The sequence below is a fragment of the Caballeronia sp. SBC1 genome (assembly GCF_011493005.1).
In the GTDB taxonomy this organism is placed as follows: domain Bacteria; phylum Pseudomonadota; class Gammaproteobacteria; order Burkholderiales; family Burkholderiaceae; genus Caballeronia.
Map to the genome: position 1 here is coordinate 1,875,013 of NZ_CP049156.1, position 17,642 is coordinate 1,892,654.

Annotated in this window: 14 protein-coding genes and 1 tRNA gene; 10 read left to right on the plus strand and 5 right to left on the minus strand. The window is 60.5% G+C overall.

All coding sequences use genetic code 11. The features are described 5' to 3' along the window. Positions 1 to 11: 11 nt before the first annotated feature. From SBC1_RS08305 to SBC1_RS08320, 4 genes are read left to right on the plus strand one after another with little or no spacing between them, the layout of a single operon-like run. On the plus strand, positions 12 to 491 hold the full coding sequence (locus tag SBC1_RS08305) for a hotdog family protein (RefSeq protein WP_165090378.1): 480 nt from the start codon (positions 12 to 14) through the stop codon (positions 489 to 491). Beyond that, the gene (locus SBC1_RS08310) at positions 488 to 1,213 is read left to right on the plus strand and encodes a 3-ketoacyl-ACP reductase FabG2 (protein WP_165090383.1); all 726 of its coding nucleotides are present in this window, start codon (positions 488 to 490) and stop codon (positions 1,211 to 1,213) included. The genes SBC1_RS08305 and SBC1_RS08310 overlap by 4 nt, the downstream gene beginning before the upstream one ends. Further along, positions 1,213 to 2,439 (plus strand): beta-ketoacyl-ACP synthase, encoded by a 1,227-nt coding sequence (locus tag SBC1_RS08315; protein WP_165090387.1) that lies wholly within the window; start codon positions 1,213 to 1,215, stop codon positions 2,437 to 2,439. Before SBC1_RS08310 ends, SBC1_RS08315 begins: the two co-directional genes overlap by 1 nt. Further along, positions 2,436 to 3,683 carry a beta-ketoacyl synthase gene (locus SBC1_RS08320; protein ID WP_165090391.1) on the plus strand — a complete coding sequence of 416 codons (1,248 nt, stop codon included), beginning with the start codon at positions 2,436 to 2,438 and terminating at the stop codon, positions 3,681 to 3,683. Before SBC1_RS08315 ends, SBC1_RS08320 begins: the two co-directional genes overlap by 4 nt. A 44-nt stretch (positions 3,684 to 3,727) precedes the next feature. Here the strand turns inward: SBC1_RS08320 and SBC1_RS08325 are convergent, their stop codons facing one another. Next, positions 3,728 to 4,465, minus strand: a complete 738-nt coding sequence (locus SBC1_RS08325; protein WP_165090396.1) for a class I SAM-dependent methyltransferase — start codon at positions 4,463 to 4,465, stop codon at positions 3,728 to 3,730. Between the two features lie 166 nt (positions 4,466 to 4,631). Here SBC1_RS08325 and SBC1_RS08330 point away from each other — a divergent pair, with 166 nt between their 5' ends. Further along, positions 4,632 to 5,879: an NAD(P)/FAD-dependent oxidoreductase gene (locus SBC1_RS08330; RefSeq protein ID WP_165090399.1), complete on the plus strand. Its 1,248-nt coding sequence runs from the start codon at positions 4,632 to 4,634 to the stop codon at positions 5,877 to 5,879. A gap of 89 nt (positions 5,880 to 5,968) precedes the next feature. Here the strand turns inward: SBC1_RS08330 and SBC1_RS08335 are convergent, their stop codons facing one another. Next, the gene (locus SBC1_RS08335; RefSeq protein WP_165093149.1) at positions 5,969 to 7,231 is read right to left on the minus strand and encodes a multidrug effflux MFS transporter; all 1,263 of its coding nucleotides are present in this window, start codon (positions 7,229 to 7,231) and stop codon (positions 5,969 to 5,971) included. A gap of 550 nt (positions 7,232 to 7,781) precedes the next feature. On the opposite strand from SBC1_RS08335, the gene SBC1_RS08340 reads away from it, so the two are divergent. From SBC1_RS08340 to SBC1_RS08355, 4 genes are all read left to right on the plus strand, one after another. Further along, on the plus strand, positions 7,782 to 9,695 hold the full coding sequence (locus SBC1_RS08340; protein ID WP_241201901.1) for an SMP-30/gluconolaconase/LRE-like region family protein: 1,914 nt from the start codon (positions 7,782 to 7,784) through the stop codon (positions 9,693 to 9,695). 331 nt (positions 9,696 to 10,026) lie between these two features. Then, on the plus strand, positions 10,027 to 11,319 hold the full coding sequence (locus tag SBC1_RS08345) for an MFS transporter (protein ID WP_165090402.1): 1,293 nt from the start codon (positions 10,027 to 10,029) through the stop codon (positions 11,317 to 11,319). A gap of 367 nt (positions 11,320 to 11,686) precedes the next feature. Continuing rightward, positions 11,687 to 11,763 (plus strand) — tRNA-Asp (locus SBC1_RS08350). Positions 11,764 to 11,853: 90 nt separating this feature from the next. Next, a complete protein-coding gene (locus tag SBC1_RS08355) occupies positions 11,854 to 13,782 on the plus strand; it encodes a SurA N-terminal domain-containing protein (protein ID WP_165090406.1) in 1,929 nt (642 codons plus the stop codon). 158 nt (positions 13,783 to 13,940) lie between these two features. On the opposite strand, the gene SBC1_RS08360 is transcribed toward SBC1_RS08355, so the two are convergent. Next, entirely contained in the window at positions 13,941 to 14,282 is a 342-nt protein-coding gene (locus SBC1_RS08360) for a hypothetical protein (RefSeq protein WP_165090409.1), read from the minus strand. Positions 14,283 to 14,459: 177 nt separating this feature from the next. Next, on the minus strand, positions 14,460 to 15,161 hold the full coding sequence (locus tag SBC1_RS08365; RefSeq protein WP_165090414.1) for an arylesterase: 702 nt from the start codon (positions 15,159 to 15,161) through the stop codon (positions 14,460 to 14,462). Between SBC1_RS08365 and SBC1_RS08370 the strand changes: the two genes are divergently transcribed. After that, a complete protein-coding gene (locus tag SBC1_RS08370; protein ID WP_165090417.1) occupies positions 15,160 to 15,861 on the plus strand; it encodes an ABC transporter ATP-binding protein in 702 nt (233 codons plus the stop codon). The two genes, SBC1_RS08365 and SBC1_RS08370, sit on opposite strands and share 2 nt — an antisense overlap. Before the next feature lie 69 nt (positions 15,862 to 15,930). On the opposite strand, the gene pgi is transcribed toward SBC1_RS08370, so the two are convergent. Then, on the minus strand, positions 15,931 to 17,556 hold the full coding sequence (pgi, locus tag SBC1_RS08375) for a glucose-6-phosphate isomerase (RefSeq protein ID WP_165090420.1): 1,626 nt from the start codon (positions 17,554 to 17,556) through the stop codon (positions 15,931 to 15,933). Positions 17,557 to 17,642 lie beyond the last annotated feature (86 nt).

Consider the following 17,642-nt stretch of genomic DNA (forward strand, 5'->3'; position numbering starts at 1 on the left):
TGACGACCCCTATGAATAACAACAGCTTTGGCTCCATTGAAACGATCTTGCCGCACCGGGGCAGCATGCTGCTGCTCGACGGCGTCAGCGCCTGCACGGACGAAACCCTGACCGCTTACGCAAGCGTTCGCGCGGATGCGTGGTATGCCGATGCCGACGGTGCGATGCCGGTGTGGATCGGTATCGAACTGATGGCGCAGGCAATTGCTGCTCACGTTGCTTTACTCGCGATGCGCGCAGGCGGTCAGGCACGTCCCGGCGTCCTGCTCGGATCGCGCCGGTACGAAGCGCATATCCCGGTGTTTGCATGCGGTGCCCGTTTACGCATAGAAGTGAAAGAGCTGCTGCGCGGTGAAGAAGGTCACGGCGCGTACGAATGCACGATTCATGATGACCAGGATCACAGCAGCGTGTGCTGCGCCGAAGCAGTCATCAAGGTGTATCAACCGGTTGATTTTCAGTCGTTTATTGTTGGGAGTTTCGGATCATGAGCCGGCGAGTTCTTGTAACGGGTGCGAGCCGTGGCATCGGCCGCGCGATAGCGTATCAACTCGCGGCAGACGGCTTCACGGTCTCCGTGCACTGCCGCAGCGGGCGCACTGAAGCCGAAGCTGTCGCGACCGGCATTGCCGCTCAAGGCGGCACGGCACGCGTGCTGCAATTCGATGTCCGCGACCGCGCTGCATGCCGCGAAGTGCTCGAAGCAGACGTGGCTAGCTACGGCGCGTATTACGGCATCGTCTGTTGCGCGGGCGTGACGCGAGACGCGGCGTTCCCGGCGCTCACCGAAGAGGACTGGGACATCGTGATCGAAACCGGTCTCGATTCTTTCTATAACGTCGTGCATCCGCTGACCATGCCGCTTGTGCGCGCGAAGCAGGGTGGTCGCATAGTGACGATCGCCTCGGTCTCCGGCGTGACGGGCAATCGCGGACAGGTGAACTACAGCGCGGCGAAGGCCGGACTCATTGGCGCTACGAAGGCGCTCGCCGTCGAACTCGCGACGCGCAATATCACCGTCAATTGCGTCGCTCCCGGATTGATCGACACCGGCATGCTTGAGGGCGTACCGCTCGAACAGGCATTGAAAACGGTGCCGATGAACCGCGTCGGGCAACCGGCCGAAGTCGCGTCCGTGGTGAGTTTTCTCATGTCGGATGCGGCCTCGTACATCACGAGGCAAGTGATCGGTGTCAACGGCGGGATGATCTGATGAAGCGCGTGGTCATTACCGGCATGGGCGGCGTCACGGCATTCGGAAATGCATGGGACGAGATCGAAGCAAACTTGAGAAACGGCCGCAACGCCGTGCGCCGGATGCCCGAGTGGGACTACTTCGAGTTGCTGCATACGCGGCTCGCGTGCCCCTTGCCCGCGTTCACCACGCCAGCTCATTACCCGCGCAAGAAAACGCGTTCAATGGGACCCGTGTCTCTGTATTCGGTGCGCGCGAGCGAACTGGCGCTGGCCGATGCGGGTCTCGCCGATGACCTCACGATCAAGGACGGACGCATGGGGGTGGCGTACGGATCGTCATCCGGATCGGTCCAGCCGATTCGCGCATTCGGCAAGATGATCGAAACCGGTTCTATGAGCGACGTGACCTCGAATAGCTATGTGCAGATGATGCCGCATACCACGGCCGTCAACGTCAGCCTGTTCTGGGATCTGAAGGGCCGGATTGTGCCGACATCTTGCGCGTGTGCATCGGGCAGCCAGGCGATCGGTTACGCCTACGAGATGATTGCAGCCGGCAAGCAAACGCTGATGCTCGCGGGCGGTGCGGAGGAGCTGTCCGGCCCGGCTGTCGCCGTGTTCGACACGCTCTACGCCACCAGCACGCGCAACGACGAGCCGCACCTGACCCCGCGTCCCTTTGATATTGCCCGTGACGGGCTCGTGGTCGGTGAAGGTGCCGCAACCCTGGTGCTCGAAGAGTATGAACACGCGCTTGCACGCGGGGCGCGCATTCATGCGGAGATCGTAGGCTTTGGTTGTAACTCGGACGGGGCGCACATGACGCAACCATCGGCCGAGACCATGGCCTTCGCCATGCAGCTCGCGCTGCGCGACGCACAACTTCCGGCTGAAGCTATTGCCTATGTCAACGCGCATGGCACGTCGACGGATCGCGGCGATGTAGCAGAAAGCCACGCGACGGCCCAGACTTTTGGCGAGCGTTTGCCGATCAGCTCGTTGAAGAGTTACGTTGGCCATACGCTGGGCGCGTGCGGTGCGCTGGAGGCGTGGTGGACCATCGAGATGATGAAGCGCAACTGGTATGCACCGACGCTGAACCTGAAGGAGGTTGATCCGGCTTGCGCACCGCTCGACTACATCATGGATAGCGGGCGTACGATCGATGCCGAATATGTCATGAGTAACAACTTCGCATTTGGCGGCATCAATACGTCGCTGATTTTCAGGCGCGTGCCATGAGCGGGGTTTCTTCGACGCCCCGTGGCCTGTCACGCGTGGTCGTGACGGGCATGGGCATTGTGTCGTGCCTGGGTGGTACGCTCGACGAAGTTTCCACCGCCTTGCGCGAGGGCCAAAGCGGCATTATGCGTGTCGATGCATGGCGTGAACGTGGCCTTGCAAGTCAGGTGGCGGGCGTAGCGTCCATTGCAGATGAGCCGCCGTTCGATCGCAAGCTCGAACGCTTCATGGGCGACACGGCGCGTTTTGCGTGTCACGCGGCACGCAAGGCTATACACGATGCCAACCTCGATCTCTCACTGTTGCGTTCGCCGCGTGCAGGCGCGGTAATCGGCTCGGGCACCGGCACGCTCTCGGCTTATGACGCAGCGATAGAGATGGCCTGCGCGCGCGGTATCGAGAAAGTGCCGCCATACGCGGTCCCGCAGGTGATGGGCAGCACCACATCGGCGAACGTGGCTCAGGTGTTCGGGCTGGAGGGCATGACCTATTCGCCGTCGTCGGCCTGCACCACATCAGCGCTGGCGATCGGACAGGCGATGCAACTGATCCAGACCGGCCGCCAACAGATCGTACTCGCGGGCGGCAGCGAAGGTTTGCATGAAAACACCACCATGTTGTTCGACGCAATGGGGGCATTGTCGAGGCGTTTTAACGACGCCCCGGAACGTGCCTCGCGTCCCTATGACAGCTCGCGCGATGGCTTCGTCATTGCGTCAGGCGGCGGCGTGCTGGTGCTTGAGTCGCTGAACCACGCCTTGTCGCGCGGCGCACGCATTCATGCCGAACTGACGGGTTTTGGCCACTGTACGGATGGTGCGGGCATGGTGAGCCCGCATGCATCGGGCATCGCGCGCGCCATGCGCGGCGCACTCGATGAAGCAGGTACACGTCCGTCCTATATCAACACGCACGCACCCTCTACACCGCTTGGCGACGTCGAGGAACTGCACGCGTTATGTGATGTATTTGGCGACGACATCCCGTTGTTTTCATCGACGAAGGGATTGTCCGGTCATCCGCTTGGAGCCTGTGGCGTGCACGAAGCAATCTACGCGTTGCTGATGATGCGCGATGGTTTTGTCGCGGGGACGGGGCCGATCGAAACGCCCGATCCACGCACGAACGGCATGCCGCTCGTGCGCACGTCGCGGCCGATGAAGATAGACACCGCGATGTCGATTTCATTCGGGTTCGGCGGCAGTTGCGCCAGCCTGGTCTTCGATGCCTGGAAGGGTGTTTGAAAATGTTCCACTGAACACAATGACCGTACTGCGTTTCGGCTGATTCAACCGGCCTTGATCGCGGCCACGTTGACAAGCGTTTCACGACGCTTGCCCGGCAATGGCCGATGCAACCCAAGCCGTTCAAGGAGTCCGAAGTCCGCGGCACGACTCCACCACAGGTAGGGCATGGAAACGTTTTTCGAACCGAATGCAAAGCCGGCGTGGCGGATCATATCGAGGTAAGCGCCGGCGCTTTTCTGCACGTGCATGGGGTGGCGAAACAGCAAGCGGATCACCCAGGACTTGATATACGCATCGGTGGATTCAGCGAATAGCAAAACCCCGCCGGGTTTCAGCACCCGGCGAAATTCAACCAGGGAGCGGCCTTGATCCACGAGATGATGAAAGGTCTGATGGCAGAACACGATGTCCGCGCTGGCATCGGGTAAGGGAAGCTGCGCGCAGTCGCCGTGAAGCAACTCGATCTCGCTGGTCCAGCCGTCGTTCTGCGAGCAAGCCCGCGCAGCATCCCGGGCTTCCGCGAGCGAAGGCTCATGAAAATCGACTCCGATGATCCGGCCGGGCCTGAACGCGTTGCCGAGCAGCCGGAACGATTGACCTTGCCCGCAGCCCACATCAACTATCACGGGAACCGCGGGCAGGGATGTATCGACCAGGCGTTTGAGGTCGTTGATCGCTACGCGCAACACGTGATGCTCCCACGTGGCCGTACGTAGAAACCATAGCCCGAAGGCCGTCTCCGGGACGAAGGCAACGCTCGATATTTCGGATGACGACACGAATTTCTCTCCGGCAACAAAGGATGCGAACAGGACGTACGTCATTGTAATGGCAAGCATGGCACTCGTAGAAGCAAGAGCCGGGCAACATGATTTACGTAAATGATTCACGTAACGTGCGCCGCACGAGACTTCACAGATAGCCCAACGCCTAAGCGAGGCACCCTTGAATACTGATTCTTCGAATCTGAACACGACTGTCGATGTAGCCATCATTGGCGCTGGCCCCTCGGGGGCGGTCGCGGCTGCACTGCTCAGAAAGGCGGGCCGTTCGGTGCTCGTGCTTGAGCGCCAGCATTTTCCGCGCTTTTCGGTGGGCGAGAGCCTGTTGCCGCAAAGCATGGCGTACCTGGAAGAGGCCGGCATGCTGCAGGCCGTCGTCGAGGCCGGGTTCCAGTACAAGAACGGCGCGCATTTTATTTATCGGGACCAGTCGTCGTCCTTTGATTTCCGCGACAAACATTCGCCGGGATGGGGCACGACGTATCAGGTCGAACGCGCGGTATTCGACGACCTGCTGATCAAATGTGCCGCGAAGCAGGGTGCCGAAGTGCGTTTCGGCCACACCGTCCAGGCGATGCAAACCGGCACTGCGCCCGTGCTCGATGTGATCGATGAAACGGGTGTTGCATACCGCGTGCAAGCGCGTTTTGTACTCGATGCAAGCGGCTTCGGCCGCGTATTGCCGCGTCTCCTGAATCTTGAAGCTCCCACGCGGATGCCCACGCGTGCGGCCATCTTTACGCACGTGCGCGATGGCATCCCGGCTGGCGCCACGGATCGGAACAAGATCTGCGTTGCGACGCACCCGGAGCATCGCAATGTCTGGTTCTGGATGATTCCGCTGGCAGGCGGACGCTCGTCGGTTGGCTGCGTGGCCGAAGCGAGTTTTCTGGAGGGTCCCGAGGACGAACGCGATGCGAAGCTGCGCGCGCTGATCCAGCAGGAGCCGACGCTTAAGCGGCTCATCGGTGAGGCGCCGTTCCTGATGCCGGTGCGGCATATCGGTGGTTATTCGGCGAACGTCGAGCGGCTGCATGGTCCGGGATACGCGTTGCTTGGTAACGCCGGCGAGTTCCTTGATCCGGTGTTTTCATCGGGTGTGACGATCGCGCTGCGCTCCGCGCATCTGGCGGTGCAAACGCTTGAGCGGCAGTTCAATGGGGAGACGCTCGACTGGCAGGCAGAGTACGATGTGCCGCTACGAAAAGGGATTGATACGTTCCGTGCATTCGTCGAACGGTGGTACACCGGCGAATTGCAGGACATCATCTTTTATCCGCATAAGACACCGCATATTCAGCGTTATATCAGCGCGGTGCTGGCGGGTTACGCATGGGACGAATCGAATCCTTACGTGGCCGATCCGGTGCGCAGACTCAACGCGCTTCATGAGATATGCAAGGGTTCTTGAGGGGACGCGATTGCGTTGAAAACAGCACCATTCGTCCGCTGTCGCCGCGCATTGGGCTTGTTGGAGTGCAACCCAACAAGCCCAATGCGCTAGGCCACCTTGCCGTTGCGACACACGGTTGCGTCTGGCTGCAGTTGCGCCAGATGTCGCAGCAGTTTTGTCACCATCCAGACCACGCCGAACGCGAGGATCACGAAGAACACCGCTAGCGGCGTCAGGACCTGCACCGACAAGAAGCCGGCGAGCCCCATCGTCGCTGACGACACGAGCAGCAGGGCACACCCGAGGATCGCACTTGTCAGGCCCGCGATGTGCGGGAACAGGGAGTTTCCCTTCGCCATCAACGTCGGATACATCGCGCCTGCGCAGAACCCCATCACGAGCACGGGGGTCGCAAGCGTCCATACGCGCAGGCCGACCGTCAGCGCGAGCAACAGCATCGCAATCGACGTGGCCGCCATCACGCGCGCACCCACATACAGCCGCTGTTCCGCAGTCGGCAGACGCGGGCCGTGCAAACGGTTCGACAGGCCGCCCAGGAAATACATCATCCCGATACCGAGCGCGAGGTAGCCGAAATAGGTCGGCGGCTTGTGCAGCGTGTTCTGCACCATGAACGGCCCGATGATGTTGAAGACGAGCAAGATGCTGTAGCACAGGCCTTGAGCGAGGAAGCAGCTCTGGAACACCGGGCTCGAGAGCACCTTGCCCGCATTTGTCATCAGCGTGCGCGGTTCCAGGCGCACCGGGCGCAGCAACGTTTCGCGATATCGCCAGATCACCGCCCACATCACAAGCGAATAGATCAGCAAAAAGACGAGGCAAGCCTGCCAGCCAAACCACGTCTGCAGGTGGGCGCCAATGACCGGCGCCACGATCGGCGCAAGCCCCCACGCGATTGCCATGTACGTGAACGCATGCATCAGCGCCTGCCCGGAGAACGAGTCGGTGATGATCGCCTTTGCGAGCAGGTTAGTGGCGGCGATGCCGAAGCCCTGCAGGCAGCGAGCGAGGAGGAACGTCTCCAGATTCGGCGCAGCGAGCGATAGCAGGCAGCCGATCGTGAAAATGACAAGGCCGAAAGCCAGCACGGGCTTACGTCCGTATGCATCGGATACGGGCCCGAAGACGAGTTGACCGAAGGCGTAGGCCGCCATATAGCCGGAAACGCTCGACTGTATGGCCTGGGGCGAAGTCGCGAAGAAACGCGCCATCGCGGGCAGCGCGGGTACGTAGATGTCGATTGCGAGCTGCCCGGCCGAGGCGAACAGGCAGATCACGAACAGCAGGAAGCGCGGCGAGTTCTTTATGGGCGCGGGAGGGTCAGAGCGGTCGAGAATAGTGTGGTTCATGAAAGCATGGAAGAGGCCGATTCGGTGACGCGGTATTGGCGCGTTCGGATATCGAACACGGTGCATTTCGGCGGCATAGCCGCGTATTGTGCCTGCCGTCTCGCGATTCGACACGATGCCCATTGCGAGTGCATGGTTGACAGCTGCCATGTCCCGTCCATGGCGTAGTCCAACGCTGCTTTGTGGGCGCCTTCTGCGCAACGCTAAACGGCGGCATGCAGCGCTCACCGGAGCGCGAACAGTTCAACTTTTCGCTTCCCCCGCCGATATACCGCCTGAAGGCAGCATCGGATTGAACCGACGCGACACTTGGTGGAGCGGCTAGTGGATCAGGCAATTTTCCCGGGGAACGGTGCCAGCCAGGCACGTCTTCAAAACGATCCTTCCAGCTCTAAATATCTTGCCGCCTCACTAGCCGTGAATGCCAGCGCGCAACCGCCGGCCGCCACGCGAGCGAACCATCAGCTGCTCTCCATGCTGTCAACGCCGCAAGCATGACAACGACACAATCACCCAGTTAAGCTGCCTTAAAAGGGCGCTCTCCACGATCATGAAACGAATCCATGCCACGTTCCTCGCCGCGCTGCTGATCGCGACCATTGCGCCCGCGTGCCAGGCTCAGTACACCACCGACTGGGTGGCAAACACCTACGGGACCAACGCCACCCGCGTGGGCAGCGTCGCGCGCTCCATGTGGGTGGCGCCCGAGGGCGTCATCTACACGGCTTCACTGTGGGACGAAAACGAGGGCGGCGTCGCCATCTACCAGAACGGCCAAAGCACGGGCTCCATAGGAGGTCACGGCGACTTTCAGGGCGGGGCCATTACGGGTAATGCAACTTCAATCTTCGCTGCATTGGCATTCACGACCGCTTACGGCGGCGGCACGGTGGGGCGGTACAACCGGACCACCCAGACCCGCGATTTGCTTCTCTCCGTCAGCGCGACAACGACGGCGCAGTTGACTGATGTCATCACCGGGCTCACAACGTCGGGCTCGCTTCTCTATGCGAGCGACTTCCCGGGAAATCGCGTCCGTGTCTACACCACCGACGGCACCTGGAGACAGGACATCAACGTATCGAGCCCTGGCGCCCTCGCCGTGGACGGCGCAGGAAACATCTGGGTTGCGCAGAAGAGCGCCGCCGCGATCGTCGAATTCAATCCGGCCGGCGTGCAACTCAACACCATCCAGTTGTCCGCCACCGCACGACCGTCCGCGCTGTATTCTGATTCGTCGACGGGGTATCTCATGATCGGGGACGAGGGACCCGACATGAACATCAAGATCTACAACATCTCGGGCGCGCCAACTCTGGTCAATACGTTCGGCATTCTGGGCGGGTACCTCGACACTACGGCCGGAATAAAAGGCCAGGTCGGCGATAAGCGCTTCACCCGCGTCACCGGCATCGGCAAGGACTCGGCCGGCAACCTGTACGTTCTTAACAACCCATGGGGCGGAAGCTGGGACCTCGGCCGCGACGGTGGCACCGATATCCACTCCTACAGCAGCTCCGGCACCCTGCAATGGACGCTTCAGTCTCTCAACTTCGAGGGGGTCGCGGCTCCAGACCCGGGTACTGACGGCGCTTACTTCTATGGAGGCACCAACCTGTATCGCGGCACCGCTGGAGGAACCTTCGTAGCGAACACGGTCGATCCGATCGACTATCCCTCTGATCCGCGAATCAACATCAACGATCCCTCACGCGATGAGCACTTCGGTCAGGTCGCTGCCGTTGGCGCCAACCGGATTCTTGTAGCGTCCGGCCAGAATCCCGATACGTTCTACTTCTTCCACTTTAATAACGCGAACGGCTACATCGCCATACCGGATGGCTCGATTCCAGGGACATTGCTCAATGCGACCGCCCCGGTCAGGGATGGATTCTGCCTTGCCAGCAACGGGGACGTCTGGGCGGGTCTGGACAAGACGAATGCCATCTGGCACTACCCGCTGACCGGCTTCGATGGCAACGGCAAGCCAACATGGGGAGCGGGAATTGCAACCCCCATTCCGGGCACGATCACGCCTTTGTCGCGGATCATCTACCTGCCCGAAAGCGACACCATGATCCTGGCTCAAGGACTGACCGGAGGCTCAGGTTGGACCTCCATCGGAACGCGGGTCGAGGTGTATCACGGCTGGCTCGCAGGCAACACGACCGCTCCCAACCCCGTGATCAACCTCACCAGCACCAATCCCAAGTCGATCACGGCAACCGGCAACTATCTCTTTGTCGGATACGTACACACCGTGCCTAACATCGATGCCTTCAATCTGACCACCGGGAACCTGGACACCACGTTGATCAACAGCAGCCCCAGCACCGTGTACGTAGGCAATGACGTGGATTCCATGTACGGCCTCAGATCGTACCTTCAGTCGACCGGACAGTACGTGGTCACGAAGGACAACTACAACGGTAGCAGCGTCATTGTTTATCGCTGGACGCCGTGATTGACGGGCTCGTCGTGGCGGCGCCCGCGCCTGCGGCGAGCGGCGCCATGGGATGAGCCGCCACCGTCCGGTTGGGCTGCGGCCGAAAAGCGAATCTCTCCACCTATCCAGGTCAGCGCCGCCTGGCGGACCTCGCTTACGCCAGGAATGATGTCCCTCCATAACGGCCGTGCAGCCGTCCGTGCAGACACCCCCATTAAACGAGTAGCATGTAGCGACCCGGCAAGAACGCACACCGTGTTTGACCGGGCCGATCCTGCGCTTGCTCGCGGCATCGCTTGAATTGCGAGCATCGTAGATAAAAAACGTGCCGTACCGGAGGAGACAAAGCATGCGCAAGATGCGCTGGATGGTCATATTTCTATGCTTCCTGGCAATCGCGATCAACTACGTCGATCGCGCGAACCTTGCAGTCGCAGCGCCGCAGATACAGAAGGCGCTCAACATAGGCCCGGCACAAATGGGCCTCGTGATGAGCGGCTTCTTCTGGACCTATGCGCTGATGCAAATGCCGTTCGGCTGGTTCGTCGATAAAGTCGGCGCACGCATTGCATTGCCGCTCGCAGTCGGCTGGTGGTCGGTGTTCACTGCGCTGACAGCAGCGACCACAAGCGTGGCGGGCATGTTCGGTTGCCGCCTGATGCTCGGCGTGGGAGAAGCGGGCGCTTATCCGGCGTGTGCGAAGCTCGTCGCGCAATGGTTCAAGCCGGCGCAGCGCGCGTTCGCCACCAGTATCTTCGATAGCGGCTCGCGGGTCGGCTCGGCACTATCCATCCCGATTGTCGCGCTGATCATCAGCGGCTTCGGCTGGGAAGCGTCGTTCGTCGCGACCGGCGCGGTCGGCTTGGTGTGGGTGTTGGGCTGGTTCGTGATCTACCGCAATCCGTCGCGTGGAGACCTGACCGGCGAGGAAAACGCAGCGCCTGCGCCGCGCGAGAAAACGTCTGGTCAGAACGTCACGTGGGCCTCGCTCTTCAGGCATCGCACGCTGTGGGGCATGATGCTCGGCTTCTTCTGCCTGAACTTCGTGATCTACTTTTTCATCACGTGGTTCCCAAGTTATCTCGTCCAGACGCGCGGTTTTTCACTCAAGTCGCTCGGCACGCTCGGCATGATCCCCGCGCTCATTTCCATTCCGGGCGGCTGGCTGGGCGGCATCGTTTCGGACGCGCTCTATAAACGCGGCTGGAGCCTGACCAAGTCGCGCAAGACCTGCATGGTCGGCGGCATGCTGCTTTCGTCAGTCATCACGGTGTCGGCGTTCACGACCAGCACGTATGTGATGCTTGCATCGTTTGGAATCGCTTATGGCAGCCTCGCATTCGCGGCGGCAAGCATCTGGTCGCTTCCTGGCGACGTGGCGCCCACGCCGGATTACGTGGCTTCCATTGGCGGCATCCAGAACTTTGCATCGAACCTCGCGGGCATTGTGATCACCACGTTCACTGGCGTCATGCTGGCACTCACCAAAGGGTCGTTCACCATTCCGTTGATCGTCGCGGGCGGTTTCTGTTTCCTCGGCGCGTTCAGCTATCTGGTGATCGTGGGCAAGATCGAGCCGCTTCACATTCCGGGTGCCCAGCCAATCGATTTAGCTGCATCGCAGGGAGTGGGGGGACGCTAAGTGAACGTTGGCGCTGCGGGGTGTGGATTTCGTGGACGTCAACGCGGACGTCGCCGTGGACGTCCGCGCGACTCGACGCCGCACCCCGGGCAAAGCAATTAGCTGCGCGGCCCGGTAGAATGGCGCCTGAGCGATACCGGCGAAAGCAGTCTTTGCTGCGTCGCATGAGAAAATTTCGCATCGTCTGATTTTTCGTTGTATACTGCGTCCCCGATTGAGCAAACGGTTGTGGAGCAAGGCTGGCAGGGTGTTGATCAAACCTTCCGGCGTGCTGCTTTCCGGTTCGGTCGGCAGGCAGGTTGCTGCAAGCCATTGAAATAATCGGCTGCATTGACCAAGTCTGGATTGTTGCAGAAAATGTAAAAAAGGAGTGGTAGTTCAGTTGGTTAGAATACCGGCCTGTCACGCCGGGGGTCGCGGGTTCGAGTCCCGTCCACTCCGCCAGCATTCACGAGAAAGGCGAACTCCGGTTCGCCTTTTTTATTGCCCGCTGCTGTAACATCGGGCGTTTCGTATTAGGCAGAATCGTCACGCATGCTCGACTTTTTCCGTAATCACCAACGCCTGATGATGGCCCTGTTGATCCTGATCGTCGTGCCGGGATTGGGAATTGTAGGTATCCAGGGCTTCAGCAGTTTCTTCGACGAAAACGCCAACGTCGCCAGTGTCAACGGCCACAAGATCACGCGTGTCGAGTACGACGGCGCAATGCGCCAGCAAGTCGATCGCGCGCGCCAGATGCTCGGCGCCCAGTTCGACCCGAAGATGTTCGAAACGCCGGAAATGCGCGCGTCGCTGATCGACAGCCTCGTGCAACAGCGCATGCTCGCCGACGAAACCCAGCGCCTCCACCTGACCGCCTCTGACGCAGCCGTGCGCCGCGCCTTGCTGGCCGATCCGACCATTGCTTCGCTGCGCAAGCCGGATGGTTCCATCGACGTGGAGCAGTACAAGCAATTGCTCGCCATGCAGGGCATGACGCCTGAACAGTACGACGAGCGCGTGCGTTATGGCCTGGCCTCGGACCAGATTCCGGCCAGCATCCAGTCCACGGCGTTCACGTCGAAGACCCTGGCGCAAACGCTGACCGAGATCGCCGAGCAGCGCCGCGATGTTCAAGGTCTCGCATTCCACACTGTCGATTACACCGCAAAGATCCAGCCCACCGACGCCCAAGTGAAGTCGTATTACGACGCGCACAGTGCTGAGTTCGCCACGCCCGAGTCCGCGACTATCCAGTACCTGGTGTTGTCGCCGGCCACGTTGTCGGCAGCGGTCAAGCCGTCTGACGCGGACCTCAAGAAGTACTACGACGACAACATCGCGCGCTTCAAGACGCAGGCACAAGTACGCGTGAGCCACATCCTGATCACGGCGCCGAAAGACGCAAGTGCTGTGGACAAAGCGAAGGCCAAGCAACAAGCCGAAACATTGCTCGCGCAGGTCAAGGCGCACCCGGACCAGTTCGCACAGATTGCAGAGAAGAATTCGCAGGACCCGGGATCGGCGGCAAAAGGCGGTGACCTGGGTTATTTCAGCCGCGGCATGATTGCAGGCGGTCAGGCATTCGACGACGCCGCGTTCGGCTTGAAGAAGGGCGAAATCAGCGGGATCGTGCAGACGGATTTCGGCTATCACATCATCGAAGCGACTGACGTGAAGCCGTCCGTCACACAGCCGTTCGACGAAGTGAAGGACGCGATCACGAAGGAGGTCGTTGCGCAGCAAGCGGCGAAGAGCCTGGCTGACGACGCGGAAGGTTTCACCTCGACGGTGTACGAGAAATCGAAGTCGCTGCAGCCCGCTGCCGACAAATACAAGCTGCAAATCCAGACGGCGACGGTTGGATCGAAGCCCGATCCGAAGCTGCCGCCTGATAGCCCGCTGAACAATCCGAAGTTCCTCGCAGCCATCTTCGCGCCGGATGCCGTGAAGCAGCACAACAACACGCAGGCTATCGATATCGGCAACAGCACGCTGATTGCAGGCCGCGTGACGGACTACAAAGCGGCGGCCGTGCCCGCACTCGATACCATCAAGGACGCAGTGCGCACGAAGGTCGTGGCAGAAGAAGCGGCGCAGGCCGCGCGCAAGGATGGCGAGGCCAAGCTGGCTGAGTTGCAGAAGTCGAACTCGACGGCGGGGTTTTCGTCGGTATCGAAGGTATCGCGTAACGACGCGCAGGGCCTGCCGCCCGCCGCGCTCGCCGCTATCTTCAAGGCGGATTCGTCGAAGTTGCCGGCCTACGTGGGCGTCGATCTTGGTGCGGACGGTTACGCAATCTATCGCGTGGACGGTATCGAGAAGCCTGATCCGGTGACCGCGGACCGTCTGGCCGGCGCGCAGCAGCAAGTCGCTCAGGTGTACGCGCAAGCCGAGATGGAGTCGTACCTCGATTCACTGAAAGCGCGCTCGAAGGTAAAGATCACGAACGTGCCGACTACGTCCGATCAGTCGCAATGATCCTGGCGGTCTGATTCACTGAATTTGACCTGCTTGAATACACCGCACGATAAAAAGCCCCGCAGGCGAAAACCAGCGGGGCTTTTTCATATCGGGCTACTTCCGAGAGTAAGGAGAAGAAGGCGCCCGACGGACGCGTTACAAGACCTGCACTAAGTTCAGAGGCATGCCTGGATGTCGCCAGTGGCGTCGCTGCCGGCCGAGCCCGCAGCGCGGAAACCGACCCATGTGCCCGGACCTGAATAGTTGGGGCGTACGACGGCGGCGGCGCCATTCGGCGGTTGCTGACCCGGAACATAGACATCGGATGCCATGTCGTTCGCGAGCGTGTCTTGAGAAACCACTTGTTGCTGTGATTTATCGGCCCATTTCTGCGCGATACATTGTGCGACGACCTTTGGCGGTTGCTGGCTCGTGCCAACCTGGCTGACGCCAGGGGACATGGGAGCGGCGCAAGCCGAGATCGCGACGGTCATAGCGAGAATTGGTAAATATTTCACGTTACCTCCTTTCAATGCGCTCACAGCGGAGCCGGGGTTTTTCAGGGTTACGCGAAAGTCTTGATTACTGAATCGTGGCCGTATTCCGCGCATGGCTAAAAGCCAACCGGGCAGCGCGCTGACAGGATTCAAGCGGGATATATCGATGAATCGCTTCGATAAGTAATATCCCCCCGGTCATTTCGATGGCGCGCCCAGCAAAGGTCTTAAAACTGGCCAGACGTTGTTCAATAGCAAAGGCTGGGCCTGAGGGGTCGGATGAATCTGATCCGCCTGGAACATTTCGGGCTTATTCTCAATACCAGCCAGTAAGAACGGGACTAGCGGCACGTGCTTTTCTTTGGACAATTGTTCATAGACGCCGTGAAACTTTTGCGAATAGTCCGGGCCATAGTTAGGCGGAACGTACATCCCGACGAGTAAAACCTTCGCGTTGGCGGCCTGCGATTTCTCGATAATGGTCCGCAAGTTGGCCTCAGTAGTGGCGAGCGGCACGCCGCGCAGCGCGTCATTGGCGCCGAGTTCCACAATGACTATGTTTGGCTTCAGGCGGTTGAGCGCGGCGGGCAGGCGGGCGAGGCCGCCGCTGGTGGTGTCGCCGCTGATGCTTGAATTGGCGACGCTATAATCGAAGTGCTCTTGCGGGAGCTTCGAACGCAGCAACGCCACCCAGCCTGTATCGCGCGGCAGGCCGTATTCCGCGGAAATGCTGTCGCCGAGGACCACGATCGACGGTTTGCCGGCTGTCGCCGAAGCGGTCGCCGCAGCCGCATTAGCCGCATCTTGCGCCGCATAAGCCGGCGCAGCGCCCATGCATGCAACCAATGCCAGCGGTGCCAGTGTGGCGCGCGTTGTCCAGTTCACCTTAAGTCTCTCCATGCAAAACAATATCGAACCAGTCATTGAAGTACGGGGTTTAAGCAAGCGGGTGAAGGACGCGACTGGCGAATTGATCATCCTCGATCAGATCGACCTGTCGATCGAAAAGGGCAGCAGTGTCGCCATAGTCGGCGCATCGGGGTCGGGCAAGTCCACGCTGCTCGGCCTGCTTGCGGGATTGGACAGCGCGACGGCAGGCACGGTTCGCTTGCTCGGGCGCGACCTGGGCACGCTGAACGAAGACGAACGCGCGGCATTGCGCAGCGGCTCGGTGGGATTCGTCTTCCAGTCGTTCCAGTTGATGCCGCACCTGACCGCTCTCGAGAACGTGATGTTGCCCCTGGAATTGCGCGGCGACGTGCCACACAAAGAGATTGCGACCCGTGCGCGGGACCTGCTCGACCAGGTCGGCCTCGGTCAGCGGACTGCACATTATCCCAAGCTGTTATCCGGTGGCGAGCAACAACGCGTGGCGCTTGCGCGCGCGTTTGTCACGCATCCGGCCGTGCTTTTCGCCGATGAACCCACCGGCAGTCTGGACGCGGCAACGGGTTATGCGATCATCGACCTGATGTTCGATATGAACCGGCGCAACGGTGCAACGCTGATCCTCGTCACGCACGATGCCGAACTGGCCGAGCGATGCGACGCGACGGTGACAATAGAAGCAGGGCGCCTTGTAAATGGCCTGAGCGTGTAGTTGGCTCAGAGGAGGGCGTCTCACGTTTTCATCCATAGAAGACGCGAGACGCCTTTCAGCATAAAACGCTTACAGCGCCTTCAACGCAGCCTGCGCACGCGCGATCAACGCCGATGTCGACGAATCGTGCTTCGAGGGATCAGCCTTTTCGCTGATGATATCGGCTTCGACCACTTTGCCGAGGATCTTGCCCAGCTCGACGCCCCACTGATCGAACGAGTTGATGTCCCACACCGCGCCTTGCACCAGCACCTTGTGCTCGTACAGCGCGATCACCGCGCCCAATGTCTCGGGCGTGAGGGCATCGAGAATAATCGTTGTCGTCGGGCGATTACCGGGGAAGCTCAGGTGAGTAGCGAGCTCTTCCTTGCCCGGTCCCGCGACCTTCTTCGCTTCTTCCAACGTACGCCCTAGCATCAGCGCTTCGCTTTGCGCGAAGCAGTTCGCCAGCAGCTTTGCGTGGTGATCAATCAGCGGATGTTCCGGCGTCAGGACAGCGATGAAGTCGATCGGGATCATGGTCGGACCCTGATGCAGCATCTGGTAGAACGCGTGCTGGCCGTTCGTGCCCGGTTCGCCCCAGATCACGGCGGCGGTCGGGTAATCGACCATCGTGCCGTCGAGCCGCGCCGACTTGCCGTTGCTCTCCATCTCGAGTTGCTGGAGATACGAAGACAAGTAACGCATGGCTTGCGAGTACGGCGCGACCATCACGCTTTGCGACTCGAAGAAGTCGCGGTACCAGATGCCGATCATGCCCATCAGCACCGGCAGGTTGCGTTCGAACGGCGCGGTACGGAAATGCTCGTCCATTGCATGCGCGCCGGCCAGCAGCTTTTCGAAATTCTCCGGTCCGACCGAGATCACGATCGACAAACCGACGGTGGACCATAGCGAATAACGGCCGCCAACCCAGTCCCACATTTCGAAGACGTTTTCCTTCGCAATGCCGAACTTGACCACTTCCTCAGGATTCGCCGATACCCCCACGAAGTGCTTCGACAGCGCTTCTTCCGGGCAGCCGCTTTTCAAGAACCACTCGCGCATGGAACGCGCGTTGGTCATGGTTTCGAGCGTGGTGAACGTCTTCGATACAACGATGGCCAGCGTCTCTTCAGCATCGATGCCTTTGAGCACGTTGTAGATATCGGCGCCATCGACGTTGGAGACGAAATGCGTGTCCAGACCCGGCTGCGCGAGGTGCTGCAACGCATGCACGACCATCTTCGGCCCGAGATCCGAGCCGCCGATGCCGATGTTCACCACATGGCGAATCCGCTTGCCGGTATAGCCGGTCCAAGAGCCGTCACGGACCTTGTTCGCGAATGCGGCCATCTTGGCTTTTTCAGCGCGGATTTCTTTCTGGAACGGGGAGTTGTCGTCGGTGGAACGCAAGGCCGTATGCAGCACCGCGCGATGTTCCGTGACGTTGACGATATCGCCGGCGAACACGGCGTCGCGCTTTTCAGCGACCTTGGCCTGCTGCGCGAGTTCGACGAGCAGTTTGAGCGTGGCTTCGGTAATGCGGTTCTTCGAGAAATCGATAGAGATGCCGCCGCCGTCAAAAGTCAGGCGCTCGGCGCGGGAGGGCGTGGTGTCGTTTTGCGGCGCGAACCAGTCGCGCAGGCGCTCGTCACGGATGGCATCGTAATGCGTCTGGAGCGCCGGCCAGGCAGGGAGCGAATTGAGCGTCATAACGGTCCGTTTATCAGAGGGTGACGGGAAGTACGGGTCATCGCGCGGAGTCTGATGATGGTCTAACTCGACCGCCGTATCGACTA

Coding starts and splice junctions, on each gene's coding strand:
- SBC1_RS08345 (WP_165090402.1), top strand. CDS start 10,027: ATGCGCAAGATGCGCTGGATGGTCATATTTCTATGCTTCCTGGCAATC.
- SBC1_RS08310 (WP_165090383.1), top strand. CDS start 488: ATGAGCCGGCGAGTTCTTGTAACGGGTGCGAGCCGTGGCATCGGCCGC.
- SBC1_RS08315 (WP_165090387.1), top strand. CDS start 1,213: ATGAAGCGCGTGGTCATTACCGGCATGGGCGGCGTCACGGCATTCGGA.
- SBC1_RS08365 (WP_165090414.1), bottom strand. CDS start 15,161: ATGGAGAGACTTAAGGTGAACTGGACAACGCGCGCCACACTGGCACCG.
- SBC1_RS08335 (WP_165093149.1), bottom strand. CDS start 7,231: ATGAACCACACTATTCTCGACCGCTCTGACCCTCCCGCGCCCATAAAG.
- pgi (WP_165090420.1), bottom strand. CDS start 17,556: ATGACGCTCAATTCGCTCCCTGCCTGGCCGGCGCTCCAGACGCATTAC.
- SBC1_RS08320 (WP_165090391.1), top strand. CDS start 2,436: ATGAGCGGGGTTTCTTCGACGCCCCGTGGCCTGTCACGCGTGGTCGTG.
- SBC1_RS08305 (WP_165090378.1), top strand. CDS start 12: ATGAATAACAACAGCTTTGGCTCCATTGAAACGATCTTGCCGCACCGG.
- SBC1_RS08355 (WP_165090406.1), top strand. CDS start 11,854: ATGCTCGACTTTTTCCGTAATCACCAACGCCTGATGATGGCCCTGTTG.
- SBC1_RS08340 (WP_241201901.1), top strand. CDS start 7,782: ATGAAACGAATCCATGCCACGTTCCTCGCCGCGCTGCTGATCGCGACC.
- SBC1_RS08370 (WP_165090417.1), top strand. CDS start 15,160: ATGCAAAACAATATCGAACCAGTCATTGAAGTACGGGGTTTAAGCAAG.